This window comes from Enterobacter sp. JJBC (assembly GCF_036936505.1).
GTDB classification, from domain to species: Bacteria; Pseudomonadota; Gammaproteobacteria; order Enterobacterales; family Enterobacteriaceae; genus Enterobacter; species Enterobacter hormaechei_C.
Genome location: NZ_CP136935.1, coordinates 534,335 through 560,439, shown reverse-complemented (window position 1 = coordinate 560,439; position 26,105 = coordinate 534,335). Strand labels below are relative to the sequence as shown.

The 26,105-nt window shown below is 56.1% G+C and carries 21 protein-coding genes and 3 tRNA genes; 6 read left to right on the top strand and 18 right to left on the bottom strand.

The genetic code is table 11. From position 1 onward, the window contains the following. Nucleotides 1–38: 38 nt before the first annotated feature. The 12 genes from nsrR to nnr all read right to left on the bottom strand — a co-directional run bounded on the left by nsrR (nt 39) and on the right by nnr (nt 12,538). Complete coding sequence (nsrR, locus tag RY075_RS02735; RefSeq protein WP_003855998.1) at nt 39–464, bottom strand: nitric oxide-sensing transcriptional repressor NsrR; 426 nt, start codon at nt 462–464, stop codon at nt 39–41. Between the two features lie 192 nt (nt 465–656). Further along, entirely contained in the window at nt 657–1,955 is a 1,299-nt protein-coding gene (locus tag RY075_RS02730; RefSeq protein ID WP_032628076.1) for an adenylosuccinate synthase, read from the bottom strand. Nucleotides 1,956–2,059: 104 nt separating this feature from the next. Then, a complete protein-coding gene (locus RY075_RS02725) occupies nt 2,060–2,257 on the bottom strand; it encodes a DUF2065 domain-containing protein (RefSeq protein WP_003855996.1) in 198 nt (65 codons plus the stop codon). 71 nt (nt 2,258–2,328) lie between these two features. Beyond that, a complete protein-coding gene (gene hflC / locus RY075_RS02720) occupies nt 2,329–3,333 on the bottom strand; it encodes a protease modulator HflC (RefSeq protein WP_003855994.1) in 1,005 nt (334 codons plus the stop codon). Between the two features lie 2 nt (nt 3,334–3,335). After that, on the bottom strand, nt 3,336–4,595 hold the full coding sequence (gene hflK, locus RY075_RS02715) for an FtsH protease activity modulator HflK (protein WP_003855992.1): 1,260 nt from the start codon (nt 4,593–4,595) through the stop codon (nt 3,336–3,338). 56 nt (nt 4,596–4,651) lie between these two features. Further along, nucleotides 4,652–5,932 carry a ribosome rescue GTPase HflX gene (gene hflX, locus RY075_RS02710; RefSeq protein ID WP_003855991.1) on the bottom strand — a complete coding sequence of 427 codons (1,281 nt, stop codon included), beginning with the start codon at nt 5,930–5,932 and terminating at the stop codon, nt 4,652–4,654. A gap of 74 nt (nt 5,933–6,006) precedes the next feature. Then, complete coding sequence (hfq, locus tag RY075_RS02705) at nt 6,007–6,318, bottom strand: RNA chaperone Hfq (protein WP_003855990.1); 312 nt, start codon at nt 6,316–6,318, stop codon at nt 6,007–6,009. 85 nt (nt 6,319–6,403) lie between these two features. Next, a complete protein-coding gene (gene miaA, locus RY075_RS02700) occupies nt 6,404–7,354 on the bottom strand; it encodes a tRNA (adenosine(37)-N6)-dimethylallyltransferase MiaA (protein ID WP_023299133.1) in 951 nt (316 codons plus the stop codon). Further along, nucleotides 7,347–9,191 carry a DNA mismatch repair endonuclease MutL gene (gene mutL / locus RY075_RS02695; protein WP_232967437.1) on the bottom strand — a complete coding sequence of 615 codons (1,845 nt, stop codon included), beginning with the start codon at nt 9,189–9,191 and terminating at the stop codon, nt 7,347–7,349. The genes miaA and mutL overlap by 8 nt, the downstream gene beginning before the upstream one ends. Before the next feature lie 9 nt (nt 9,192–9,200). Then, nucleotides 9,201–10,544: an N-acetylmuramoyl-L-alanine amidase AmiB gene (gene amiB, locus RY075_RS02690; protein WP_023315257.1), complete on the bottom strand. Its 1,344-nt coding sequence runs from the start codon at nt 10,542–10,544 to the stop codon at nt 9,201–9,203. 16 nt (nt 10,545–10,560) lie between these two features. Continuing rightward, complete coding sequence (gene tsaE, locus RY075_RS02685; protein WP_003855970.1) at nt 10,561–11,022, bottom strand: tRNA (adenosine(37)-N6)-threonylcarbamoyltransferase complex ATPase subunit type 1 TsaE; 462 nt, start codon at nt 11,020–11,022, stop codon at nt 10,561–10,563. Further along, nucleotides 11,015–12,538, bottom strand: coding sequence for a bifunctional ADP-dependent NAD(P)H-hydrate dehydratase/NAD(P)H-hydrate epimerase (gene nnr / locus RY075_RS02680; RefSeq protein WP_032628017.1), 1,524 nt, complete (start codon nt 12,536–12,538; stop codon nt 11,015–11,017). Before nnr ends, tsaE begins: the two co-directional genes overlap by 8 nt. On the opposite strand from nnr, the gene queG reads away from it, so the two are divergent. Continuing rightward, nucleotides 12,537–13,676 (top strand): tRNA epoxyqueuosine(34) reductase QueG, encoded by a 1,140-nt coding sequence (queG, locus tag RY075_RS02675; protein ID WP_003855966.1) that lies wholly within the window; start codon nt 12,537–12,539, stop codon nt 13,674–13,676. The two genes, nnr and queG, sit on opposite strands and share 2 nt — an antisense overlap. 270 nt (nt 13,677–13,946) lie before the next feature. Here queG and RY075_RS02670 read toward each other — a convergent pair. The 4 genes from RY075_RS02670 to orn all read right to left on the bottom strand — a co-directional run bounded on the left by RY075_RS02670 (nt 13,947) and on the right by orn (nt 15,006). Next, a tRNA-Gly gene (locus tag RY075_RS02670) sits at nt 13,947–14,022 on the bottom strand. Nucleotides 14,023–14,067: 45 nt separating this feature from the next. After that, a tRNA-Gly gene (locus tag RY075_RS02665) sits at nt 14,068–14,143 on the bottom strand. 45 nt (nt 14,144–14,188) lie between these two features. Beyond that, a tRNA-Gly gene (locus RY075_RS02660) sits at nt 14,189–14,264 on the bottom strand. A 196-nt stretch (nt 14,265–14,460) separates the two neighbouring features. After that, nucleotides 14,461–15,006 carry an oligoribonuclease gene (orn, locus tag RY075_RS02655; RefSeq protein ID WP_003855965.1) on the bottom strand — a complete coding sequence of 182 codons (546 nt, stop codon included), beginning with the start codon at nt 15,004–15,006 and terminating at the stop codon, nt 14,461–14,463. Between the two features lie 107 nt (nt 15,007–15,113). On the opposite strand from orn, the gene rsgA reads away from it, so the two are divergent. The 3 genes from rsgA (at nt 15,114) to mscM (ending at nt 20,575) form a co-directional block, all read left to right on the top strand. Further along, on the top strand, nt 15,114–16,166 hold the full coding sequence (rsgA, locus tag RY075_RS02650; RefSeq protein WP_003855964.1) for a small ribosomal subunit biogenesis GTPase RsgA: 1,053 nt from the start codon (nt 15,114–15,116) through the stop codon (nt 16,164–16,166). Nucleotides 16,167–16,263: 97 nt separating this feature from the next. Next, a complete protein-coding gene (gene asd / locus RY075_RS02645; protein WP_003855963.1) occupies nt 16,264–17,232 on the top strand; it encodes an archaetidylserine decarboxylase in 969 nt (322 codons plus the stop codon). Between the two features lie 19 nt (nt 17,233–17,251). Next, the gene (gene mscM, locus RY075_RS02640) at nt 17,252–20,575 is read left to right on the top strand and encodes a miniconductance mechanosensitive channel MscM (protein WP_023324037.1); all 3,324 of its coding nucleotides are present in this window, start codon (nt 17,252–17,254) and stop codon (nt 20,573–20,575) included. A gap of 36 nt (nt 20,576–20,611) precedes the next feature. Here the strand turns inward: mscM and yjeM are convergent, their stop codons facing one another. Together yjeM and epmA are read right to left on the bottom strand one after the other, a co-directional pair. Then, complete coding sequence (yjeM, locus tag RY075_RS02635; RefSeq protein WP_137042082.1) at nt 20,612–22,111, bottom strand: glutamate/gamma-aminobutyrate family transporter YjeM; 1,500 nt, start codon at nt 22,109–22,111, stop codon at nt 20,612–20,614. A 178-nt stretch (nt 22,112–22,289) separates the two neighbouring features. Next, a complete protein-coding gene (gene epmA, locus RY075_RS02630) occupies nt 22,290–23,267 on the bottom strand; it encodes an elongation factor P--(R)-beta-lysine ligase (protein WP_003855960.1) in 978 nt (325 codons plus the stop codon). 310 nt (nt 23,268–23,577) lie between these two features. On the opposite strand from epmA, the gene frdA reads away from it, so the two are divergent. Both frdA and RY075_RS02620 read left to right on the top strand, forming a co-directional pair. Then, complete coding sequence (gene frdA, locus RY075_RS02625; protein WP_032661248.1) at nt 23,578–25,368, top strand: fumarate reductase (quinol) flavoprotein subunit; 1,791 nt, start codon at nt 23,578–23,580, stop codon at nt 25,366–25,368. Further along, nucleotides 25,361–26,095, top strand: a complete 735-nt coding sequence (locus RY075_RS02620; RefSeq protein ID WP_109949045.1) for a succinate dehydrogenase/fumarate reductase iron-sulfur subunit — start codon at nt 25,361–25,363, stop codon at nt 26,093–26,095. The genes frdA and RY075_RS02620 overlap by 8 nt, the downstream gene beginning before the upstream one ends. Nucleotides 26,096–26,105: the final 10 nt, after the last annotated feature.

Sequence of the window (26,105 nt, the reverse complement as noted above, 5' to 3'; positions counted from 1 at the left end):
GTCGGTTCCTCCGTTGTCAGCTCCGGTGGAAATTTTCTTCATTCCACCAGCAATAATTTATAAAGCGGTTGATTCTCTTCAACCAAATCGGCCAGCGTGTAGTTATCCAGTTCCTTGAGAAAACTTTGCACGGCCTTTGAAAGCGCCTGTTTCAGGCGGCAAGCGGGCGTAATGTGGCAGAACGCGCTGCTACAGTTCACCAGAGAGAGCGGCTCCAGTTCACGTACCACATCGCCAATACGGATACTCTGTGCCGGTTTACCGAGACGGATCCCTCCATTCTTCCCGCGGACGGCAGCAACGTATCCGGCACGACTAAGTTGATTGATTATTTTGACCATATGATTACGGGACACACCGTACACCTCTGTGACTTCAGAGATGCTGGTCATCTTCCCATCGGGTAACGACGCCATGTAAATCAGCGCGCGTAAGCCGTAATCGGTGAAACTTGTTAACTGCACATCAACCTCAGGAAAAAGGGAAAACGCGGTTAAACCGCAGAGATATTCATTAATGATGATAAACCAGCCAGATAGTTAGCGGCTAATTTATTTGACAGACGGGGCGAAAAAGCGGAGATCCAGGAGCGGTCGCCGGATGGCGCTGCGCTTATCCGGCCTACGGGTTTCCCCGCAGGCCAGCAGTCACGAAGATTATGCGTCGAACGGGTCGCGCAGGATCATCGTTTCAGTACGATCCGGGCCGGTAGAAATAATATCGATCGGCACTTCGGTCAGTTCTTCAATGCGCTTGATGTAGTCCAGCGCGGCTTTTGGCAGGCCACTACGCTCTTTCACACCGAAGGTGGTCTCAGACCAGCCCGGCATGGTTTCGTAGATTGGCTCAATGCCTTCCCAGTCGTCAGCAGCCAGCGGAGTGGTGGTCACTTCGCGGCCATCTGGCATGCGGTAGCCAACGCAGATTTTCACTTCTTTCAGGCCGTCCAGTACGTCCAGCTTGGTCAGGCAGAAGCCAGACAGGGAGTTGATCTGCACTGCGCGACGTACGGCAACGGCGTCCAGCCAGCCGGTACGACGACGACGACCGGTGGTCGCGCCAAACTCGTTACCCTGCTTGCAGAGGAACTCGCCGGTTTCATCAAACAGTTCGGTCGGGAATGGACCCGCACCCACGCGTGTGGAGTACGCTTTGATGATGCCCAGAACGTAATCCACATAACGTGGACCCAGACCAGAGCCGGTCGCCACGCCACCCGCGGTGGTGTTAGAGGACGTAACGTACGGATAGGTACCGTGGTCGATGTCCAGCAGGGTACCCTGCGCACCTTCGAACATGACGAAATCGCCACGCTTGCGCGCCTGGTCCAGCAGATCGGACACATCAACAACCATACCGGTCAGAATGTCTGCAATCGCCATGACGTCATCCAGCACTTTCTGGTAGTCAACAGCGTCAGCTTTGTAGAAGTTCACCAGCTGGAAGTTGTGATATTCCATCACTTCTTTCAGTTTTTCAGCGAAGGTCGCTTTGTCGAAGAGGTCACCGACGCGCAGACCGCGACGAGCCACTTTATCTTCGTATGCCGGGCCGATGCCACGACCGGTAGTGCCGATCGCTTTCGCGCCACGCGCTTTTTCACGCGCCACGTCCAGCGCCACGTGATAGTCCAGGATCAGTGGGCAGGCTTCGGAGAGCAGCAGACGCTCACGAACAGGGATACCACGGTCTTCCAGACCTTTCATCTCTTTCATCAGCGCAGCAGGAGACAGCACAACGCCGTTACCGATGATGCTGGTGACGTTTTCGCGAAGAATGCCTGATGGAATAAGATGGAGGACGGTTTTTTCACCGTTGATTACGAGAGTATGGCCTGCGTTGTGACCGCCCTGGTAGCGTACAACATATTTAGCCCGTTCAGTCAGAAGATCAACAATCTTCCCTTTACCTTCGTCACCCCATTGGGTGCCCAGTACGACGACGTTGTTACCCATTTTTTTCAAAATCACCGTTTGCTTAAAAATGGATTCTACCATCGCTTTTTCAGATATACAGCACTTTTTGACCCTAAAATATGCCAATTGCGGTTAGTTTTTGATCAGCCAATCGTTTTCCTCAACATGTAGTAGATAACGATACCAGCAACCACAAGACCACCGCCAAAACGACGCAAAATATTATCCGGCAGTTGGCTCATGGTGGCGATCATCCGGCGCCATGCGCGCGGATAAAGCATCGGGCCGAGGCCTTCCAGCACCAAAACCAGGGCCAGCGCGAGCCAGATCGTTGAATTCATTTTTCATCCTTATAAAAGAAAACCACCGCTCCGTGAAGAGCGGTGGTTTGAATACTCAAACGAGCCTGAGTTTATCGCGTTGCGTTGGTCGGCGTCTTCATATAACGGAAGAAATCGCTGTCCGGGCTGAGCACCATCACATCCTGGTTGCTCTTGAAGCTATTCTCGTAAGCGCGCAGGCTACGAATGAAGGCATAGAAGTCCGGATCCTGGCTGAATGCATCAGCAAACAGTTTCGCGGCTTCCGCATCACCTTCACCGCGCAGGATACGACCCTGGCGCTCAGATTCCGCCAGCGTCTTGGTGACTTCATAGTCCGCTGCCGCGCGCAGTTTTTCCGCTTCTTCCTGACCCTGTGAACGGTGACGACGGGCTACCGCTTCACGCTCGGCGCGCATACGGTTGTAGATCGCCTCGGACACTTCCGCTGGCAGGTTGATCTGCTTGATGCGCACATCAACCACTTCGATGCCCAGCGCCGCCATACTGTTCGGGTTGATCACCGGCACTTTACCGTTGGTTTCAGCCTGAACACGTTCAGCCGCTTTGGCAATCGCATCGTCTGCCGCCGGGGTTTCAACTTCATCCTCGGTGCCCGCAGAGCCGGAGTTCAGCGCATCACGCACTTCCAGCGTCAGACGACCACGGGAGTCGGTCACAATGTCTTTCACATCCAGACGACCAATTTCAGAACGCAGACGGTCAGAGAACTTACGTTTCAGCAGCACTTCTGCCTGAGAAACGTCGCCACCCCCGGTTGCCAGGAAGTAGCGGCTGAAATCGCTGATGCGCCATTTGATATAGGAATCAACGATCAGGTCTTTCTTCTCTTTGGTCACGAAACGATCGGCCTGGTTATCCATGGTCTGGATACGCGCATCGAGCGTTTTCACTGACTGAATGAACGGGATCTTAAAGTGCAGACCCGGCTCATAAATCACCGGACGCTTGTCGCCGTCACGCACGACGCTGCTGAACTGGAACTTGATCCCACGCTCGCCCTCTTTCACCACAAAGATGGAGGTGTAGAGCACGACCAGTACAATGATGATGATCGCAATAACTGACTTACGCATCCTTATTCCCCCTGACGCTGGTAGTCGTTACGCTGCGCGTTGGCACGGCGTTGGTCCATAATGTCACCATCGTTCGAAGAAGGCGTTGTGTTCGCGCTGGCGCTGCCAGACGAGGCCGGTGGCAGACGCAGCAGGTTGTTCGCACCGCTGTTGTCTTTTGCTGCCGGTGCAGAACCGCCTTTCAGCATCTGATCCAGCGGCAGGACCATCAGGTTTCCGCCTTTGTTGTCGTTAACCAGCACTTTACGCGTATGGCTCAGCACTTTTTCCATGGTCTCGATATAGAGACGCTCACGGGTAATTTCCGGCGCGGCTTTATATTCCGGCAGGATCTTCGCGAAGCGAGCCACTTCACCCTGTGCTTCCAGGATGGTCTGGGTCTTATACGCACGCGCTTCTTCCAGAATACGCTGCGCCTGACCGTTTGCACGCGGCTGAACTTCGTTGGTGTACGCTTCCGCTTCACGGATGTACTGCTGTTCGTTTTCACGCGCGGCAATCGCATCGTCAAAGGCGGCTTTCACCTCTTCCGGCGGACGTGCAGCCTGGAAGTTGACGTCCAGCAGGGTGATACCCATGTTGTACGGACGGATGGTCTCTTCCAGCTCACGCTGGGTATCGCTACGAATAACGGTACGACCTTCGGTCAGGATACGGTCCATGGTGTATTTACCGATCACGCCACGCAGGGCGCTGTCGGTCGCCTGACGCAGGCTGTCATCGGCGCTGGTCACGCTAAACAGATAACGTTCCGGATCGGTCACGCGGTACTGTACGTTCATCTCAACGCGCACCACGTTCTCGTCAGAGGTCAGCATCACGCCAGAGGCGGCCAGTTCACGGACGGACTCCACGTTAACCGCGGTCACGTCATCAATGAAGGTCGGCTTCCAGTTCAGGCCCGGTTCAACCAGATGGCTGAACTTACCGAAACGGGTGACCACGCCGCGTTCTGCTTCTTTAATGGTGTAGAACCCGCTGGCTGCCCAGATGATTACTACCGCAGCGGCGACAATGCCCACCACGCGGCCACCCATTGGCGGGCGCGGACTCTGAGTGGAATTGCCACCCGAGCCAGAACCTTTTCCTCCGCCAAGGCCACCAAGCTTTTTGCTCAGTTTGCGGAAGATATCATCCAGATCCGGCGGCCCCTGCTCGCGACCACCTTTGTTGCCATTTCCCCCAGAGTTGCCGCCTTGATTATTGCTGCTTCCCCACGGGTCGCGGTCTTGTCCGTTATTACCGGGCTGATTCCACGCCATGTATATGCTCCATATTTGTTATGCAAGGGCGAATTTTTCAGGCTTCCCCTTTCTGATCAGACGATATAGTCCGCCAGCGCAGGTTCTTGTTTACAGAGGCGACGCCAGTCAACGATCGGCATACGCACCTGCATCCCCACGCTGCCGTCATCCTCCATCCACTCTTTTTCTATCGCCTGAAGCTGATAAAACCGGCTGCGCAGCCTGCCTTCCTGTGGCGGCAGTCGCAGCGTGTGCTGAGCTACCTCACCGGAAAGACGTTCTGTCAAAGCCTGGAAAAGCAGTGGCACACCAATCCCGGCCTGAGCAGACAGCCAGACCCGAATCGGTTTGTTCTCTTCGTCTCGGTCAATACGCGGTTCAAAATCGTCCAGCATATCGATCTTGTTCATCACCAACAGGGTGGGAATTTCGTGGGCGTCGATCTCTTCGAGCACCACGTTCACCGCGTCGATGTTCTCCTGCACGCGTACGTCAGCCGCATCAATCACATGCAGTAGCAGGGTCGCCTGACGCGTCTCCTGCAAGGTCGCTTTAAACGCCGCGACCAGATCGTGCGGCAGATGGCGAATAAACCCTACGGTATCCGCCAGCACCGTTTCACCCACGTCTGCGACGTCAATACGGCGCAGGGTTGGGTCCAGGGTCGCAAACAGCTGGTCTGCGGCATACACCTGGGCCTCGGTTATCTGGTTAAACAGAGTGGATTTACCGGCGTTGGTATAGCCCACCAGCGACACCGTTGGGATGTCAGCTTTCGTTCGCGCCCGACGCCCCTGCTCGCGCTGTTTCTCTACACGTTCCAGACGTGAAAGGATCTGGGTAATACGCCCACGCAGTAAACGGCGGTCGGTTTCGAGCTGGGTTTCACCCGGGCCGCGCAAACCAATCCCGCCTTTTTGTCTTTCAAGGTGTGTCCAGCCACGCACCAGACGCGTCGCCAGATGGCGCAACTGCGCCAGCTCAACCTGCAACTTACCCTCGTGGGTACGCGCACGCTGAGCAAAAATATCTAAGATCAACCCCGTGCGATCGATAACACGGCATTCGCAGAGAGCTTCCAGGTTACGTTCCTGAGCCGGAGACAGCGCATGATCAAACAGCACAACAGATGCGCCGGTTGCTTTTACGGCATCCGCAATTTCTACTGCTTTACCTTCACCTACAAAATACTTCGGGTGCGGCGCTTTACGGCTACCGGTAATCACCTGCATTGCTTCGACACCGGCGGAAGAGACCAGAGATTCAAACTCCTGGAGGTCTTCCATATCTTTGTCTTGCGAAAAATAGATGTGTACCAGCACCGCCTGCTCACCGGCGTCATAACGGTCAAACAAGCGTAAACCTCTCTAAAAAGATCAGCGGGGAACGCAGGATCCCTGGCTCCCCGTGTGGATAACAGCCCAAAACCTTATTCGGTTTCTTCGCTGTCCTGCGCTGGTGTTGAAGAACCCTGCGCGTTGCTGCCGTGATGGTAGTTACTGCCAGTGCCGCCGCCAGCGTTATTGCTGTGATGAGATACCGGACGGGACGGAACAACAGTAGAAATCGCGTGCTTATAGACCATCTGGCTGACCGTGTTTTTCAACAGGATCACGAACTGATCGAAAGACTCAATCTGACCTTGCAGCTTAATACCATTCACCAAATAAATAGAAACTGGAACACGCTCCCGACGCAATGCGTTCAGGAACGGATCTTGTAAAGATTGCCCCTTAGCCATTCTATCTTTTCCTTATATGCTTGTTTTGTACTTAGAACCTTGCGATTCTGAAAAATTGCGCACGATACGGCTTAATTGTACACATTCAGTCAGCGATATCACCAATAACCTCAATCACTTCGTTTAACGCCTGTTGTGGTTTTTCACTGTCTAACCAGTGAACCCCCTCCCAACCGCGTAACCAGGTGATCTGGCGCTTCGCTAACTGTCTCGTGGCGCAAACACCTCGATAAACCATTTCATCGTATGAAATCTCGCCTTCAAGATACGACCACATCTGGCGGTACCCCACACAACGAATGGAAGGCATGTCCGTATGCAAATCTCCACGGGCAAAAAGCGCCCGCACTTCTGCTTCAAAATCTGAAGCCAACATCTGATGAAAACGCTGCTCAATTCGTTGATGGAGCAGTTCACGGCTCGCCGGGGCGATGGCGAACTGATGCACCTGATACGGCAGAGCGTCTCCTGACGTTTGCGTCAGTTCCGTTAAAGTTTTACCCGAAATGAAAAAAACTTCCAGTGCCCGGGAAAGCCTTTGCGGATCGTTTGGGTGGATCCGCGCTGCGGCAACCGGGTCAATCTCTTCCAGTTGCCTGTGCAAAACGTCCCACCCCTGCTCTGCCGCCTGCCGCTCAATCTTCGCTCTCACTTCCGGATCGGCCGATGGCAGAGGCGATAACCCCTCCAGCAGCGCCTTAAAGTAGAGCATCGTGCCGCCAACTAACAGCGGTATGCGTCCCGCGGCGGTAATCTCGGCCATCTCGGCTAAGGCGTCGCGGCGAAAATCTGCCGCGGAGTAAGCCTGTGCCGGGTCGAGAATATCCAGTAAACGGTGCGGTGCCGCACGCAGTTCGTCTGCGTTGGGCTTCGCCGTGCCGATGTCCATCCCTCGGTAGATGAGGGCTGAATCAACGCTAATCAACTCTACTGGCAAAACTTTACGTAACTCAATGGCTAACGCCGTTTTGCCGGAGGCCGTTGGCCCCATTAGAAAAATCGCCTTTGGCAGGCTCGCCTTACTTACATCAGTCATGTTTCAGGGCGGTCATCGCCGTTTGTAAATCAACAGGTTGTAACAAGCCACCTGGAGGTGCTTTCACCAGCTGTGGACAGAGGCGCTCCACCTCCGCCAGAACGGTAATCGCCTGCGCCATACTCCACGGCGAATGTTCGCTGGCCAGATGGCGGGCGATCCACTGCGCGGTATCGGCGGCATCAAACGTCGTTTGCTGCGCCAGGTAGCCTATCAGTTCAGGAATCAAGTTTTGTAAATTTTGTTGGCGTAAGGGTAAAGGCACTGCGCGAATTGTCACATGCTGCGCGTCCAGTACGATTTCAATCCCCATTTCGGCCAGTTGCGTCTGCACGCGCCGCAAAACCCCTGTTTCTTCAGGGGTTATTTTCAGGCGAACAGGAATCAACAGCGGCTGCGCGCAGGCGGCATTCACCCTCGGAGTTAACTGCGCCTGTTTGAGCCAGCGCTCCGCCACGGAAAGCGCCAGCAACAGGAGTTTACCTTCGCGTTCAAGCAATGCCATGTCGGGGGCAATAATGGTTAATACCCGACCAAAACTCTGGCTATGCCCATCCAGAGAGGGGGGTGAAACCGTGATGTGCTCTTTATGCTCAACGGACGGGGTATCCAGCAGCTTGCGGTACAGCGCCCCCTGCTGTTTATGATAGCCCGGCTGAGCGTTGGGATAGTTGGCACCGGTTGGTCGCGGCGCGTTGCCCGCCGGGGATAAACGTGGAGCAGCCGGCTCGCGCGCGACCGCCGGTTCGGCAAAATGGTTACGACCGGCCGCCACGCGGTTTTCCGGCAGTGGGCGCGGCGCGGGCTCTTCTTTTGCCAGCGGCAACTCTGGCTCTGCCTGCTGCTGCAATACAGCGGCAACGCCCTGGTAGATGAAATCATGCACCAGGCGCGACTGGTGGAAACGCACCTCGTGCTTGGCGGGGTGCACGTTAACGTCAACCTGGTGCGGGTCGATCTCCAGATAAAGCACAAAGGCGGGCTGTTGATCGGCGCCGAGCTTATCTTCGCAGGCCTGTCGAATAGCGTGGTTAATCAGGCGGTCGCGCATCATGCGGCCGTTGACGTAGCAATACTGAATTTCTGCGAACGCGGCGCTGCTGGCGTTCGGATCGGCAACCCAGCCACGCAGGGCCAGATCGCCATGCTGCCACTCAATGGCCAGCGCCTTTTCCAGAAACGGTGTGCCGCAGATGGCGCCCAACCGACGCTCCTTTTGTCCACCCTCCGCCACCGCGCGATACTGGCGCATCACCTTACCGTTATGGCTGAGGTTGAGGGTGACATCAAAGCGCGCCAGCGCGATGCGGCGGATGATCTCGTCGATATGTCCGAATTCGGTCTTCTCGGTTCGCATAAACTTGCGCCGGGCGGGCGTGTTATAGAAGAGATCCAGCACTTCAAGCGTGGTGCCTACCGGGTGCGCCGCAGGTTTAACCGTGACGTCCATATCGCGCCCTTCGGCGTAGGCCTGCCAGGCTTCCTGCTGGTCGGCCGTGCGGGAGGTCAACGTTAAGCGGGAAACGGAGCTGATACTGGCCAGCGCTTCGCCGCGAAAACCCAGGCTTATAATCGCTTCCAGATCGTCAAGTGAGGCAATTTTACTGGTGGCATGACGCGCCAGCGCCAGCGCCAGTTCGTCCTTTTTGATGCCACAGCCGTTATCACGAATGCGAATAAGCTTTGCGCCCCCGCGTTCGATATCGATATCAATGCGGGTCGCCCCTGCATCGAGGCTGTTTTCCACCAGTTCCTTCACCACCGACGCAGGGCGTTCCACCACCTCACCGGCGGCGATTTGGTTCGCGAGCTGCGGCGGTAGAACCTGAATCGGCATGAACTCTCCTTAATTAGTCGCGGTCATTTCACCCGGCAGCGCGGCGCTTGCCGTCTGGGCTGCCCCGCCCTGCGGCGCAGACTGAAGCGGATGCGCGTCAAAGTATTTACGCAGACCGTTATAAATCGCTTCGGCAATTTGCTGCTGATAGCTGTCGCTTCCCAGTAAACGCTCTTCACCATGGTTACTGATAAAGCCCGTCTCTACCAGAATCGACGGGATATCCGGCGAACGCAGGACACCAAGGCTTGCATGCTCCGGGCGACGCTTATGCAGCGATCCAATGCTTTGCAGCTGGCTCAGTACGTTAGTGGCGACATCATACCCGACGCGCTGAGAATGACCGAACTGTAAATCCAGTACCGCCTGGCTGAGATACGGATCGGCCTGGCTGTTTGCCAGCACATCGCCTGCCCCGCCTAACAGTTCAGATTGCTTCTCGTGCTCTTCAAGCCAGTTCGCCATTTCACTGTTGGCTCGACGGTTCGACAGCACCCATACCGACGCGCCGGTGGCGTTACGGTTCGGCGCAGCATCCGCGTGAATCGACACCAGGAAGTTGGCGTTTTGCTTACGCGCCACATCCGAGCGTCCCATCACTGAAATAAAGTAATCTCCGTCGCGGGTCATGACCCCTTTAAACATCGGATCGTCATTCAGAAGCGCACGCAGCTTACGGGCAATGGCGATAGTGACGTTTTTCTCCCGCGTGCCGCCCGGGCCAATCGCGCCAGGATCTTGCCCGCCGTGTCCGGCGTCGATGGCGATAATCACTTTGTCGCCACTGACCGGTGTTCGCCGCGCGCTGACCGCCGGACGCGTCACCGTGTTGCTGCTGGTCACGGCGGTAAGTCGGTCATTTTGTGATTTAAACGGATTACGGGCTGGCTCAGACGGCCTTGGGGTATAAACCGGCGCTTCCACGCGTTTTGCTACAACAGGTGCAGGCGGTGGTGGCGGCGGCGGAACATCAGCATTAATGGTAAAGACCACCGTATAATTGGCGCCGTTTTGCTGCTTAACCGCCTTCGTTTTGCCCTTTTCGGTGAGATCGACCACCAGACGCAGAGACTGCGTATCCTTCGGCGTTCCCGAACGGATGCTTTTCACCAGATTGTTGCCGCTGAACTGGAGCGGCAGCCCCTGGATCACCCCGGTCTGTTTAATATCGAGCGCCACGCTGCGGCTGTCGATTTGTGAGAAAGCATATTCAGGATCGCCCATAAAGCTGAACGTAATGCGGGCCTGGCTATCGCCATTCGACACCTGAATATCCGAGAGGCTGGCCGCCCCGACCTGCGCGCACAGCAGGACCGTGGCAGCCAGCACCCAACCTTTAACGCGATTAATCATCCCGTTATCCCTACGCTCAACCGGCTAAACGCGCCAGTAAGGAACAGCCTGATGAGGAAACCGCACTGATGCGTGCCTCACGCCCTTGTGCCTGGTAATCTAAGTGAATTTCGACATCCGGGTCAGGCAGCACACCCGCACCTTGTTGCGGCCACTCCACCAGGCAGATGGCGTCGTTGGCAAAGTAATCGCGGATCCCCATAAATTCCAGCTCCTCCGGGTCCGCAAGACGATATAAATCAAAGTGGTACACCATGATATTTTCAAGCGTGTACGGTTCCACCAGCGTGTAGGTCGGGCTTTTTACGTTCCCGTTATGGCCTAACGCCTGCAAAAAGCCACGGCTGAAGGTTGTTTTACCCGCGCCTAAATCACCATACAGATAAATGACGGTCGCCCCCTGACAGGCCTGCGCCACGCGCTTGCCGAGATCTAAAGTGGCTTGTTCATCAGGTAAAGGAATCGCTCGATTAGTCATTTTCTACGTCAATCACATCCGGGTTAACAACACGCCGCAGCGTGCAAAAAAGATCGGTGGCCAGCATACCGCGCGTTCCGTAACGAGCAGCCAGCCTGTCAGCCGCCGTACCGTGGGCCACGCAGCCCGCACAGGCTGCATCATAAAGGGGAAGTTTCTGTCCGAGCAATGCGCCAATGATGCCGGAGAGCACATCGCCCATGCCGCCGCTCGCCATGCCTGCATTACCGGCATCAACGATGCCCATCGCATCATCGCTGGCGATAACGGTTCCCGCCCCTTTCAAAACGGCAACACCTCCGTAACGTTTTACCAGACGTTGGGCTGAAAGTAAGCGATCGCTTTCAATTTCTGCCACGCTACAGTTAAGCAGCCGTGCGGCTTCGCCGGGGTGCGGCGTCAGAATGCGATTGTGACGCTTATCCGGGTTTATTGCCAGAAGGTTAAGCGCGTCGGCATCCCAGAGCATCGGTTTACGAAAATTCTCGGCCTTTTGCAGGGCCTGTTTACCCCACTCCTGCTGACCCAGGCCCGGACCAATGACCACCACGTCCGCCCACTCAAGACCCTTTTCAATCGCCTGCGGGGTAAGCTCGTGGACCATCAGCTCCGGCCGCGCGGTAATAATGGGCGGAATGTTTTCGCTGCGGGTCAGCACGCGTATTAATCCGCCGCCGCTGCGCAACGCGGCCTCTCCGGTCATTCGAATCGCACCTGCCGTGCCATGATCGCCACCAATAATCAGCAGTCGGCCATGGTCACCCTTATGGGAGGTGGGACGACGCGGCGGTAGCCACTGTGCAAGCTGGGAGGCATCAAAGCGGGTGATGTGGGTATCCTGTCCGATCAGCCAGTTTTCCAGCCCCAGGGCGTTGTGGTGTAACGTGCCCACGACATCCCGCGCTTTCCCGGTAAGCAGCCCCGGCTTCAGGGCGATAAAGGTCACGGTGTGCGCCGCCTCAATCGACACGCCCGGCGTCGCGCCGGTTTGTGCCATCAGGCCGGAGGGAATATCCAGCGCTACCACCGGGGCGGGGTGCGCATTAGCGCGCGTAATCAGCGCGGCGACGTCATCGCGAGGCGCGCGCATCAGTCCCGTCCCCAGCAGACCATCAACAATCACGTCGACATCCTCGGGCCAGATAATATCAGGCGCATGAATAATGCCCCCCGCATTCAGCCAGGCCTCTCTCGCCATGCCAGCCTCTTCCGGTAGCGGCTTGTCGCTCTCCAGCGCCATCAGGGTGACGCGCAGCCCCGCCGCCACCGCAAGACGAGCCACCACATAGCCATCGCCACCGTTATTGCCGTGCCCGCACAGGATCAGATAGTGCGAGGCATCAGGATAAGCCGTGCGCGCCACGTTAAACGCCGCCTCGCCCGCGCGCTGCATCAGTTCGTAAAGGGTAATGCCGAGGCTATCTGCGGCCTCTTTCTCGGCCCGACGGAGGTCATCCGCATGCCAGATGGAATGTGGTATACTTGCGGGGTTTTTCTTCACAGTATGGTCCGTCATGTCACAGCCCCTCGATCTCAATGAATTAGCGCAAAAAATAAAACAGTGGGGTGCTGAACTGGGCTTCCAGAAGGTCGGTATTACTGACACCGACCTCTCTGCCAGTGAGCCTAAGCTCCAGGCATGGCTGGATAAACAATACCACGGCGAGATGGAGTGGATGGCGCGTCACGGTATGATGCGTGCCCGCCCCCACGAGCTGTTGCCGGGTACGCTGCGCGTTATTAGCGTACGCATGAACTATCTGCCTGCTAACGCGGCCTTTGCGCGCACGCTAAAAAATCCTTCGCTGGGTTACGTCAGCCGATACGCACTGGGGCGTGATTACCATAAACTTCTACGCAACCGTCTAAAAAAGCTCGGGGAAACCATTCAGCAGCACTGTGTTTCGCTGAATTTTAGACCCTTTGTCGATTCTGCGCCTATTCTTGAGCGCCCGATCGCCGAAAAAGCCGGGCTCGGCTGGACAGGTAAGCACTCACTTATCTTAAGCCGCGACGCGGGCTCATTCTTTTTCCTGGGTGAACTACTGATTGATTTACCTCTGCCGGTAGACAGTCCGGTGGAAGAAGGTTGTGGCCGCTGTGTGGCCTGTATGACCATCTGCCCGACGGGCGCGATTGTCGAACCGTATACCGTTGATGCGCGCCGCTGTATCTCTTATCTCACTATCGAGCTGGAAGGCGCTATTCCAGAGGAGTTTCGTCCGCTTATTGGCAACCGCATCTACGGCTGTGATGACTGTCAGCTGATTTGTCCGTGGAACCGTTATTCACAGTTGACGGACGAAGAAGACTTCAGTCCGCGCAAGGCGTTACATGCCCCGCAGTTGATCGAACTGTTCGCCTGGAGCGAAGCCTGGTTCCTGAAGGTGACGGAGGGTTCCGCCATACGTCGTATCGGCCACCTGCGCTGGCTGCGTAATGTGGCCGTTGCGCTGGGGAATGCCCCGTGGGATGAGGCAAATCTTCAGGCGCTCGAAAGCCGTAGAGGTGAGCACCCACTTCTTGATGAGCACATAGAATGGGCGATTGCGCAGCAAATTGAGAAGCGAAATGCCGGCGTGGTTGAAGTGCAGTTACCGAAGAAACAGCGCCTGGTCAGGGTGATTGAAAAAGGACTGCCGCGGGATGTGTGATATATTCACAGGCTGTGAATAAAAATAAGAATTCAGGCGCCATCAGCTCTGGCAAACAGGTCAAGTGATCTCAATAACATTTTGAAATCAAATTTTCTTCATAAATTACAGGTAATTACGAAGATATTATTCACCCTGCTAACATTTCGTAGAGACTGGTTTTATCACGGTTTCTGTGGATAACTCTGTTCACAAGAGTATTTCAGACATAATAGAATACGTCCCCAACGAAGCACTTCGCTGTGGATAATCTGGAGATGAAGAAGAATTTGGAGCGGGAAACGAGACTCGAACTCGCGACCCCGACCTTGGCAAGGTCGTGCTCTACCAACTGAGCTATTCCCGCTTGGGTGTTCTGGTGCTATGCGTATCTTGCGATACTTTTAAATTTTGGAGCGGGAAACGAGACTCGAACTCGCGACCCCGACCTTGGCAAGGTCGTGCTCTACCAACTGAGCTATTCCCGCTTGGGTGTTCTGGTGCTGGCGTATCTTGCGATACTTTTCAAATTTTGGAGCGGGAAACGAGACTCGAACTCGCGACCCCGACCTTGGCAAGGTCGTGCTCTACCAACTGAGCTATTCCCGCAAATCTGTACTGCTTTTGTTGCTGTCGTAACGTGTAATTCTCTGTCGTTACGGGAGGCGCATTATACGAGAAATCCGTTTAGCTGCAACCCCCCTCAAAGCGATTTTTTTGAAATTCAGTTCAAGTGCTTATTTAATCGGCAAGCTGAACAATTTAGCGACAAAAACCCGGCCACGCAAGGCGCCGGATCGCAAAATCAGAGCTTAATAAAGTTTTCGCGATAGTACGCCAGCTCCGCAACAGACTCACGGATGTCATCCATCGCCTGGTGCGTCCCCTGCTTTGTGAAGCCGTCGAGAATTTCCGGTTTCCAGCGGCGGGCCAGCTCTTTCAGGGTGCTCACATCCAGATAGCGGTAGTGGAAGTAGGACTCCAGCTCCGGCATGTACTTAAACAGGAAACGACGATCCTGACCAATGCTGTTGCCACAGATAGGCGATTTTCCTGCCGGCACCCACTGCTTCAGAAATTCAAGCGTCGCCAGCTCCGCTTCGCGGTCGCCCAGGGTGCTGGCCTTCACGCGTTCCACCAGCCCGCTGCCGGTATGGGTACGCACGTTCCACTCATCCATCAGCGCAAGCTGGTCATCGGACTGGTGCACGGCAATCGTTGGGCCTTCCGCCAGAATATTGAGGTTGGCATCGGTGACCAGTGTGGCGATCTCAATAATGCGATCGCGCTCGGGATCAAGGCCGGTCATCTCCAGATCGATCCAAATCAGGTTGTTTTCGTCCGCGCTCATGTTATTTTCCACCCTTCTCGCATAACCGGCAGTAGCAGGTTAACTAGTATTAATTAGAGTGTATCATAGAGGTTTTGCCCGCTACGGGCGACCAGGAGCCAGCGCGATTGAGTAAAAATAAACTCTCCAAAGGGCAGCAGCGCCGCGTGAATGCAAATCACCAGCGCCGTCTTAAAACCACTACGGAGAAGCCCGATTACGACGACAACCTGTTTGGCGAAGCGACAGAAGGCGTTGTGATTAGCCGCTTCGGCATGCACGCCGATGTCGAATCTGCCGACGGGGATATCCACCGTTGCAATATCCGTCGCACCATCCGTTCCCTGGTGACCGGTGACCGCGTGGTCTGGCGTCCAGGCAAAGAGGCGGCAGAAGGGGTAACGGTTAAAGGTATCGTTGAAGCCGTGCATGAACGCACGTCGGTTCTGACCCGTCCGGATTTCTACGACGGCGTGAAGCCCATTGCCGCCAACATTAACCAGATCGTGATCGTTTCGGCGATTTTGCCTGAGCTTTCACTCAACATTATTGACCGTTATCTGGTGGCCTGCGAAACGCTACAGGTTGAACCGCTTATTGTGCTGAATAAAATCGATCTGCTGGATGACGAGGCCATGGCCTTTGTCAATGAGCAGATGGATATTTACCGCAACATTGGCTATCGCGTGTTGATGGTTTCCAGCCGCACCAAAGACGGCCTGAAGCCGCTGGAAGATGCGCTAACCGACCGCATCAGCATCTTTGCAGGGCAGTCCGGCGTGGGGAAATCGAGCCTGCTTAACAATTTGCTCGGTCTTCAGCAGGAGATCCTGACCAACGATGTGTCTGACGTCTCCGGGCTGGGCCAGCACACCACCACCGCCTCACGTCTCTATCACTTCCCGCACGGCGGCGATGTGATTGACTCCCCGGGCGTGCGTGAATTTGGTCTCTGGCACCTCGAGCCGGAACAAATCTTTAACGGATTTGTCGAATTCCATGACTATTTAGGCGCTTGCAAATACCGCGACTGTAAACATGACAACGATCCGGGCTGCGCCATCCGCGAAGCGGTGGAGAACGGTGAAATTGCGGAAACCCGTTTCGAAAATTACCACCGCATTCTCGAAAGCATGGATCAGGTAAAAACGCGTAAAAACTTTTCTGATTCTGATAACTGACAACTAAGCTAAGCGTCGCTAAAATCGTCCCCTTTTTTCAGGTTCCGGCAGCGTAATGCCGGATCAGGAACGACAAAACAATGGCCTGGAGGCTACCTTGTTAAACTCATTTAAACTTTCGCTTCAATACATTCTGCCGAAACTGTGGCTCACTCGCCTGGCGGGCTGGGGCGCGAGCAAACGAGCGGGCTGGCTGACCAAACTGGTCATCGACCTGTTCGTGAAATACTACAAGGTCGACATGAAAGAAGCGCAGAAGCCGGATACGGCAAGCTATCGTACCTTCAACGAATTTTTTGTGCGTCCGCTGCGCGACGAAGTGCGCCCGCTGAATACCGACCCGAACGTGCTGGTGATGCCAGCGGACGGCGTGATCAGCCAGCTGGGTAAAATTGAAAACGACAAAATTTTGCAGGCGAAAGGCCATAACTACAGCCTGGAAGCGCTGCTGGCCGGTAACTACATAATGGCCGATCTGTTCCGTAACGGGACTTTCGCGACCACCTATCTCTCCCCGCGCGATTACCACCGCGTGCATATGCCGTGTAACGGTATTCTGCGCGAGATGATCTACGTGCCGGGGGATCTGTTCTCCGTCAATCACCTGACGGCGCAAAACGTTCCTAACCTGTTTGCCCGTAACGAGCGCGTCATCTGCCTGTTTGATACTGAATTTGGCCCAATGGCGCAGATTCTGGTGGGTGCTACCATTGTAGGCAGCATCGAAACCGTCTGGGCGGGCACCATTACTCCGCCACGCGAAGGCGTGATCAAGCGCTGGACCTGGCCTGCCGGCGAAGAAGAAGGTTCTGTGGCCCTGCTGAAAGGTCAGGAAATGGGCCGCTTCAAGCTGGGCTCAACGGTCATCAACCTGTTCGCTCCGGGCAAAGTTAACCTGGTCGACGAGCTGGAAAGCCTGTCCGTGACCAAACTCGGCCAGCCTCTGGCAGTATCGACGGAGGTCTTTGCAACACCAGACGTTGCGCCAGCCCCGTTGCCGGAAGATGAGATCAAAGCCGAGCACGACGCCAGCCCGCTGGTTGACGACAAAAAAGACGAAGGCTAACAACAGAAGGATCGCTGACGTGCGCCCGATTATCGTATTACTGATGGCCTGGTGCCTCAGCATGGGGGCGTACGCAGCGACGGCCCCCGACGCCAAACAGATAACCCAGGAGCTGGAGCAGGCAAAAGCGGCAAAACCCGCTCAGCCGGAGACCGTTGAGTCACTCCAGTCTGCACTGAACGCGCTTGAGGAACGAAAGGGTTCCCTTGAGCGCGCGCAGCAGTATCAACAGGTTATCGACAATTTCCCCAAACTCTCTCAGACCCTGCGCTCGCAGCTAAACAACCTGCGCGATGAACCACGCCAGGTCCCCGCGGGGATGACGTCCGAGGCGCTGAATCAGGAGATCCTGCAAGTCAGCAGCCAGCTGCTGGAAAAAAGCCGTCTGGCGCAGCAGGAGCAGGAACGGGCGCGTGAAATTGCCGATTCCCTCAGTCAGCTTCCACAGCAGCAAACCGATGCCCGCCGTCAGTTAAATGAGGTGGAACGCCGCATCGGGACGCAGACGGGCAGCACACCGCAGAATCAGGCGCAAAATCTTGGGTTGCAGGCGGAATCCGCCAGACTAAAAGCCCTGGTTGATGAACTGGAGCTGGCGCAGCTTTCCGCTAACAACCGCCAGGAGCTGTCGCGGATGCGTTCCGAGCTGGCGCAGAAGCAGAGCCAGCAGCTGGATGCGTATCTTCAGGCGCTGAGAAATCAACTCAACAGCCAGCGTCAGCGTGAAGCTGAACGTGCTCTGGAAAGCACAGAGTTACTGGCCGAAAACAGCGCTAACCTGCCCGACAGCATCGTCGCCCAGTTTAAGGTTAACCGCGAGCTTTCTGCTGCGCTGAATCAGCAGGCGCAGCGCATGGATTTGGTGGCCTCGCAGCAGCGTCAGGCTACCAATCAAACCCTTCAGGTTCGTCAGGCACTCAACACGCTGCGTGAACAGTCCCAGTGGCTTGGCTCGTCTAACCTGTTGGGCGAAGCGTTACGCGCGCAGGTGGCCCGTCTGCCAGAGATGCCAAAACCACAGCAGCTTGATACGGAGATGGCGCAGCTGCGTGTTCAGCGTCTTCATTATGAAGATCTCCTCAACAAGCAGCCGCAAATCCGCCAGATCCGTCAGGCTGACGGACAGCCGCTCACCAGCGAGCAAAGTCGTATTCTGGAAGCGCAGCTGCGCACCCAACGCGAACTGCTCAATTCCCTGTTGCAGGGGGGCGATACGCTGATCCTTGAGCTGACCAAGCTGAAAGTCTCGAATAGCCAGCTGGAGGATGCGCTGAAAGAGGTCAACGAAGCCACGCACCGTTACCTTTTCTGGACGTCCGACGTGCGGCCGATGACCTTCGCCTGGCCGATTGAGATCGTGCAGGATCTGCGCCGCCTCATTTCGCTGGACACCTTTAGCCAGCTGGGCCTCGCCAGCGTAATGATGATAACCAGTAAGGAGACTATCTTCCCGTTGCTGGGGGCGCTGATTCTGGTGGGCTTCAGTATTTATTCCCGTCGTCACTTTACCCGTTTCCTTGAGCGCTCCAGCGCCCGAGTGGGAAAAGTAACCCAGGATCACTTCTGGCTGACGTTGCGTACGGTGTTCTGGTCAATTCTGGTCGCGTCTCCGCTGCCGGTGCTGTGGATGACGCTCGGATACGGACTGCGTGAAGCCTGGCCCTACCCGCTTGCCGTCGCGATTGGCGATGGCGTGACCGCCACCGTCCCGCTGCTGTGGGTGGTGATGATTTGCGCCACGTTTGCGCGGCCAAATGGTCTGTTCATCGCTCACTTTGGCTGGCCGCGTAATCGCGTGGCGCGGGCGATGCGCTATTACCTGATGAGTATCGGGCTGATTGTGCCGCTGATTATGGCGTTGATCATGTTCGATAATCTCAATGACCGGGAGTTCTCCGGCTCGTTGGGACGGCTGTGCTTTATGCTGATCTGCGGGGCGTTAGCGGTAGTGACGCTCAGCCTGAAACGCGCCGGGATCCCGCTCTATCTCGACAAGACCGGCAGCGGCGATAACATGTTAAACCGTCTGCTGTGGAACCTGCTGCTCAGCGCGCCGCTGGCGGCGATGCTGGCGGCAGCGGTCGGTTATCTCGCCACGTCGCAGGCGCTGCTCGCCCGACTGGAAACGTCGGTGGCCATCTGGTTCCTGCTGCTGGTGGTCTACCATGTTATCCGCCGCGGCATGCTGATCCAGCGTCGTCGTCTGGCGTTTGACCGTGCTAAACATCGTCGCGCAGAAATTCTGGCCCAGCGCGCGCGGGGTGAGGAAGAGCCAAACCACGTCAACAGCACCGAAGGGACTACAGACGCTGATGACGTCGAACTGGATCTGGATGCGATAAGTACCCAGTCCCTGCGGCTGGTACGCTCAATTCTGATGCTGGTTGCCCTGCTGTCGGTGATCTACCTGTGGTCAGAAATCCACTCCGCGTTTGGCTTCCTGGAGAACATCTCTTTATGGGATGTGACGTCCACGGTGCAGGGAGTCGAAAGCCTGGAGCCCATCACCTTAGGGGCCGTGCTGATTGCGATTCTGGTGCTGATCATCACCACCCAGCTGATACGTAACTTCCCTGCCCTGCTGGAGCTGGCGCTGTTGCAGCATCTGGATTTAACCCCAGGCACAGGCTATGCCATCACCACCATCACCAAGTATTTAATCATGCTGTTTGGTGGGCTGGTCGGCTTCTCGATGATTGGTATCGAATGGTCAAAACTGCAATGGCTGGTTGCCGCCCTGACCGTAGGCCTGGGCTTTGGTTTACAGGAGATTTTTGCCAACTTCGTTTCTGGTCTGATCATTCTGTTTGAAAAGCCGATTCGAATTGGCGATACGGTGACCATCCGCGATCTCACCGGCAGCGTCACCAGGATCAACACCCGCGCCACCACCATCAGCGACTGGGACCGTAAAGAGATCATCGTCCCGAACAAGGCATTTATCACCGAGCAGTTTATCAACTGGTCGCTGTCCGACTCCGTCACGCGCGTGGTGCTGACCGTACCCGCTCCGTCGGATGCCAACAGCGAAGAGGTGACGCAGATCCTGTATACGGCTGCTGAACGCTGTTCGCTGGTAATCGACAACCCACCGCCGGAAGTCTTCCTGGTTGATTTGCAGCAGGGGATCCAGATTTTCGAGCTGCGTATCTACGCCGCCGAGATGGGACACCGTATGCCGCTGCGCCATGAGATCCACCAGCTGATTCTGGCTGGCTTCCGCGAGCACGGAATTGATATGCCGTTCCCACCGTTCCAGATGCGTCTGGAAACGCTGGACGGACGTAAGACGGGAAGAACGTTGACGTCAGCGGCGCGTACGCGCCCGGCGGGAAGTTTGTAATCCTTTCCCCCTCCCCATCGGGAGGGGGTCAATCCTTTATGCCACTTCTGCTACACAGGCCGTCGAGCGACGACGGTAATGCTCATAAATCCCCATTGCCAGCAGCGAGAAGAAGATCGGTCCGCCAACCATCCACAGCGTGCTGTTCCAGTCATTTGCCTCAACAACGGGCTGAATGACGGTAAAAATGTTGGCGAACGCGACGACCAGCACCACAACAGTGGTCGCCAGCAGCGTCGCCGCACGGGTTTTGAAGATCACAAATGGTCGTTCCAGATCCTGCTTCGCCTTAAAGAACGGGAACGCCAGGGTCAGGAACAGATACGGAAGCGTCATCGATACGTTTGCCATCAGGGTCAGCTTGTTATAGAACGCCGACGCGGTATCACCGCCGAAGGACACCAGCAGAATGAACACGCACACCAGCATGCACTGCATCCACATCGCGTTGGCAGGCATACCGGCAGCGTTCAGCTGAGTCATATGTGCAGGCCACAGCGCCTTTGGCGTCCCCTGAATAATCGCTTTCAGCGGCGAGTAGATCAACGTGAAGAACGCGCCAGTATAGGCGAGGAACATCGACAAACCGGTAATCCGCGCAAACCAGATCCCCAGGGTGGCCGACGTTTCCGGCGCGAGATCCATGGCGTTGCCCAGCGTCACCCCCAGGCTTTTCATCAACACGTAGGTAATGTTGCCGAGATTGGTGGTGTTATTGCTCAGTACCTGCTGCCAGTTGGTGCTGACGCCCCAGAGGAAAATCGCCAGTGAGTAGCCAATGGATATGACGATGGCGGCAAAGATAATGCCTTTGGCGAAGTTCTTTTCCGGATTTTCGGTTTTGTCGACCAGGCCGCCCACGGCTTCAATTCCACCGTAAGCAAAGATGGCAAACACCACGAAGGAGAGCATGGCCAGTCCGGACTGGTAACCCGGATTAGGCGATGAAACGAAGTTGACTTCCTGTGCGAAATGCCCGCCGTTCAGGCACAGAATGGCGATGCTGACCAGCAGCAGCACCAGGTTCAGGCACATCACGGAAATACCGCCAACGGCAGTGATACGGGCAATTTTGTTGATGCCTTTCGAGGCCACCAGCGTGACCACCACCATCCAGCACACCGCCAGAATACCGACCACCTGCGTGGAGCTCAGCCCCGCCAGAGACCAGACCTGCGTTTTATCCGCACCGAAGAGAAACGTTGAGAACGGCACCCAGACCTTGGCCGCCGTGCTGACCATCCAGACGACGTAGGATGAAAACCACATGAACGTACCGATAAACGCGTAACGCGGACCGACGCTGTTGTTCATCCACGAATAGATGCCACCCTCTTCTTTCCGGTACGCCGAGCCCATCTCCGCCATCATCAGCGCAAACGGGATAAAGAAGAACAGAGCGGAAACGATATAAAACGGCGTCGCGCTGTAGCCCATCAGATAAAACGCGGACGGGCTATTGGCAAAGCCAAAGACTGACGTAAAAATCATCAGAATGAGCCCGGTAAGGGTCATTTTTTTGAGTGAGTGAGACATATAACCATCCGAAACGGAATTAAACTGCGCGGATGGTAGCAGATGACCAGACAAATATTGTGGCTATCCGAGGCAATTTAAGAAAAAGACCCGTCTATAGCGAAAAGAGCAGTTTTTAATGTGGCAGAGTTAAATGACCGAGTAGGCCGGGTAAGCGACAGCGCCACCCGGCATTTTTTCAGGCGCGATCGACCGTAAAGGCAATCACATCGCCCAGCTGCTCGGCACCCAGCGCCAGCATGACCAGACGATCCACACCCAGCGCCACGCCGGAGCAGTCCGGCAAACCGGCCTTAAGCGCTTCCAGCAGGTTGGTGTCAATCGGCTGCTGCGGCAGACCGCGCGCGTTGCGCTTGCGGTTATCCTGCTCGAAACGCTGCTGCTGTTCGCGCGCGTCGGTCAGCTCGTGGAAACCGTTCGCCAACTCAATGCCTTTGAAGTACACCTCAAACCGTTCCGCCACGCGGTGATCTTCGGTGCTGATCTGCGCCAGCGAGGCCTGGCTGGCCGGGAAGTGATAGACAAACGTCGGGCGATCTTTACCAATTTGCGGTTCAACGCCAAAGGTGAACAGCAGTTGCAACAGCGTGTCGCGGTCCTCTTCGTTATCCGCCACATTGCTCAGATCCAGTTTTGCCGCCACTTCACGCAGCTGTGTTTTATCAGCCGACAGCGGATCGATTTCCAGATGGCGCTGGAAGGCCTGCTGATAGGAGAGCGTTTCAGCTTCCGCGCAATCCAGCACCTGTTGCAGCAGATCGTCGACTTCGTTCATCAGACGATACATGTCGTAGTGCGGGCGGTACCACTCCAGCATGGTGAATTCCGGATTATGGTGTCGGCCCATCTCTTCATTACGGAAGCTACGGCACAGCTGATAGACCGGACCACACCCGGCCGCCAGCAGACGCTTCATATGGTATTCCGGGCTGGTCATCAGATACAGATTCATGCCCTGAGAGTGGCCTGGGCCAACAAAACGGGTTTCAAACGGGACCAGATGAATATCCGTAACCGTCGCCTGACTCATGCACGGCGTTTCCACCTCCAGGACGCCGCGGTCGGCAAAGAAACGGCGGATCTCCGCCATAATTGCTGCGCGCTTTAGCAGGTTTGGAATGGATGCGCTCGGCTGCCAGGTGGCCGTTTCGCTCATGAGTTATTTCTCCGTTTTCAGACAAGGGCACGAAGTCTACTCGCAAGCCGGGGCAGAGACAAATTTTGCACAGTAAAAGTCCCTTTTCATTGCACAGAGAAATACTGTGACGCCATTCATTAATCACGATGATAAATCACCGCACAGAACAGCAAAAAAATCGAACACGTCAAATTTCCCTCACTTCTACGCGGTTATACTGTTTTACCCATAAAGGAGCAGTGGAATCGCTTCCGCAATCGCCCGTTCGGGCAGGTGAACGTCCTTTAGTTCATCGCGTTGCGGGAAAACAAAAATCTGGAGGAATGTCGTGCAAACTTTTCAAGCCGATCTTGCCGTAATAGGCGCTGGCGGGGCTGGATTACGGGCTGCAATTGCTGCGGCACAAGCCAATCCGAACGCTAAAATCGCATTGATTTCAAAAGTCTATCCGATGCGCAGCCACACGGTAGCCGCAGAAGGAGGATCCGCTGCCGTCGCGCAGGATCATGACAGCTTTGAATACCATTTCCACGACACGGTTGCAGGGGGCGACTGGCTTTGCGAACAGGATGTCGTTGATTACTTCGTGCATCATTGCCCAACGGAGATGACCCAGCTGGAACAGTGGGGATGCCCGTGGAGCCGCCGTCCGGACGGGAGCGTCAACGTCCGCCGCTTCGGTGGCATGAAGATCGAACGCACCTGGTTTGCCGCCGATAAGACCGGCTTCCACATGCTGCACACCCTGTTCCAGACCTCCCTCCAGTTCCCACAAATCCAGCGCTTTGACGAACATTTCGTTCTCGACATTCTGGTCGACGACGGTCATGCGCGCGGACTGGTGGCGATGAACATGATGGAAGGTACGCTTGTCCAGATCCGCGCTAATGCGGTGGTGATGGCAACGGGCGGCGCGGGCCGCGTATACCGCTACAACACCAACGGCGGCATCGTCACCGGTGACGGTATGGGCATGGCGCTCAGCCACGGCGTCCCGCTGCGTGATATGGAGTTCGTCCAGTATCACCCAACCGGCCTACCGGGCTCCGGCATACTGATGACGGAAGGCTGCCGCGGCGAAGGCGGAATTCTGGTCAACAAAAACGGCTATCGCTATTTGCAGGATTACGGCATGGGTCCGGAAACCCCGCTTGGCGAGCCGAAAAACAAATACATGGAACTCGGCCCACGCGACAAAGTCTCTCAGGCTTTCTGGCACGAGTGGCGCAAAGGCAACACCATCTCAACGCCGCGCGGCGACGTGGTGCATCTCGACCTGCGTCATCTCGGCGAGAAGAAACTGCTGGAGCGTCTGCCGTTTATCTGCGAGCTGGCGAAAGCGTATGTGGGCGTCGATCCGGTGAAAGAACCGATCCCGGTGCGTCCAACCGCGCACTACACCATGGGCGGCATCGAAACCGATCAGCAGTGCGAAACCCGCATCAAAGGGCTGTTTGCGGTGGGCGAGTGTTCCTCCGTCGGTCTGCACGGCGCAAACCGTCTGGGCTCGAACTCGCTGGCTGAGCTGGTGGTCTTTGGCCGCATGGCGGGCGAACGTGCGGTGGAGCGTGCCGCAACGGCAGGTGAAGCTAACAGCGCGGCGCTGGATGCGCAGGTTGTAGACGTCGAAAAACGCCTGAAAGACCTGGTGAACCAGGAAGGTAACGAAAACTGGTCGAAGATCCGCGACGAAATGGGGCTGTCGATGGAAGAAGGCTGCGGGATCTACCGTACGCCAGAGCTGATGCAGAAAACCGTCGATAAGCTGGCGGAGTTGCAGGAGCGCTTCAAGCGCGTGCGTATCACCGACACTTCCAGCGTCTTCAATACCGATCTGCTTTATACCATTGAACTGGGCCACGGCCTGAACGTCGCAGAATGTATGGCCCATTCCGCCCTGGCGCGTAAAGAGTCCCGCGGCGCGCACCAGCGTCTGGATGAGGGCTGCACTGAACGTGACGACGTCAATTTCCTTAAACACACTCTCGCCTGGCGCGATGCGGATGGCACCACCCGTCTGGACTACAGCGACGTGAAAATCACCACGCTGCCACCGGCGAAACGCGTGTACGGTGCAGAAGCAGAAGCCGCCGATAAGAAGGAGAAGGCGAATGGCTGAGATGCATAAACTGAAAGTTGAAGTGGTGCGCTACAATCCGGAAGTGGACGCCGCGCCGCATAGCGCTTTCTATGAAGTCCCTTACGACGAGCAAACCTCCCTGCTGGATGCGCTCGGCTATATCAAAGATAACCTGGCCCCAGACCTGAGCTACCGCTGGTCCTGCCGCATGGCAATTTGCGGCTCCTGCGGCATGATGGTCAACAAGGTGCCAAAGCTGGCGTGTAAAACCTTCCTGCGTGATTACACCAAAGGCATCAAGGTTGAAGCGCTGGGCAATTTCCCGATTGAGCGCGATCTGGTGGTCGACATGACCCACTTTATCGAAAGCCTCGAAGCGATTAAGCCGTACATCATCGGCAACCCGCGCACACCGGATCAGGGGCCAAACACCCAGACGCCCGCGCAGATGGCGAAATACCATCAGTTCTCCGGCTGCATCAACTGCGGCCTGTGCTACGCCGCCTGTCCACAGTTTGGCCTGAACCCTGAGTTTATCGGCCCGGCCGCCATTACCCTGGCGCACCGCTATAACGAAGACAGCCGCGACCACGGCAAAAAAGAACGTATGGCCCAGTTGAACAGCCAGAACGGGGTCTGGACCTGCACGTTTGTCGGTTACTGCTCCGAAGTCTGTCCGAAGCATGTCGACCCGGCCGCCGCCATTCAGCAGGGTAAGGTGGAAAGCTCGAAAGACTTTCTTATCGCTACCCTGAAACCACGCTAAGGAGTGCATG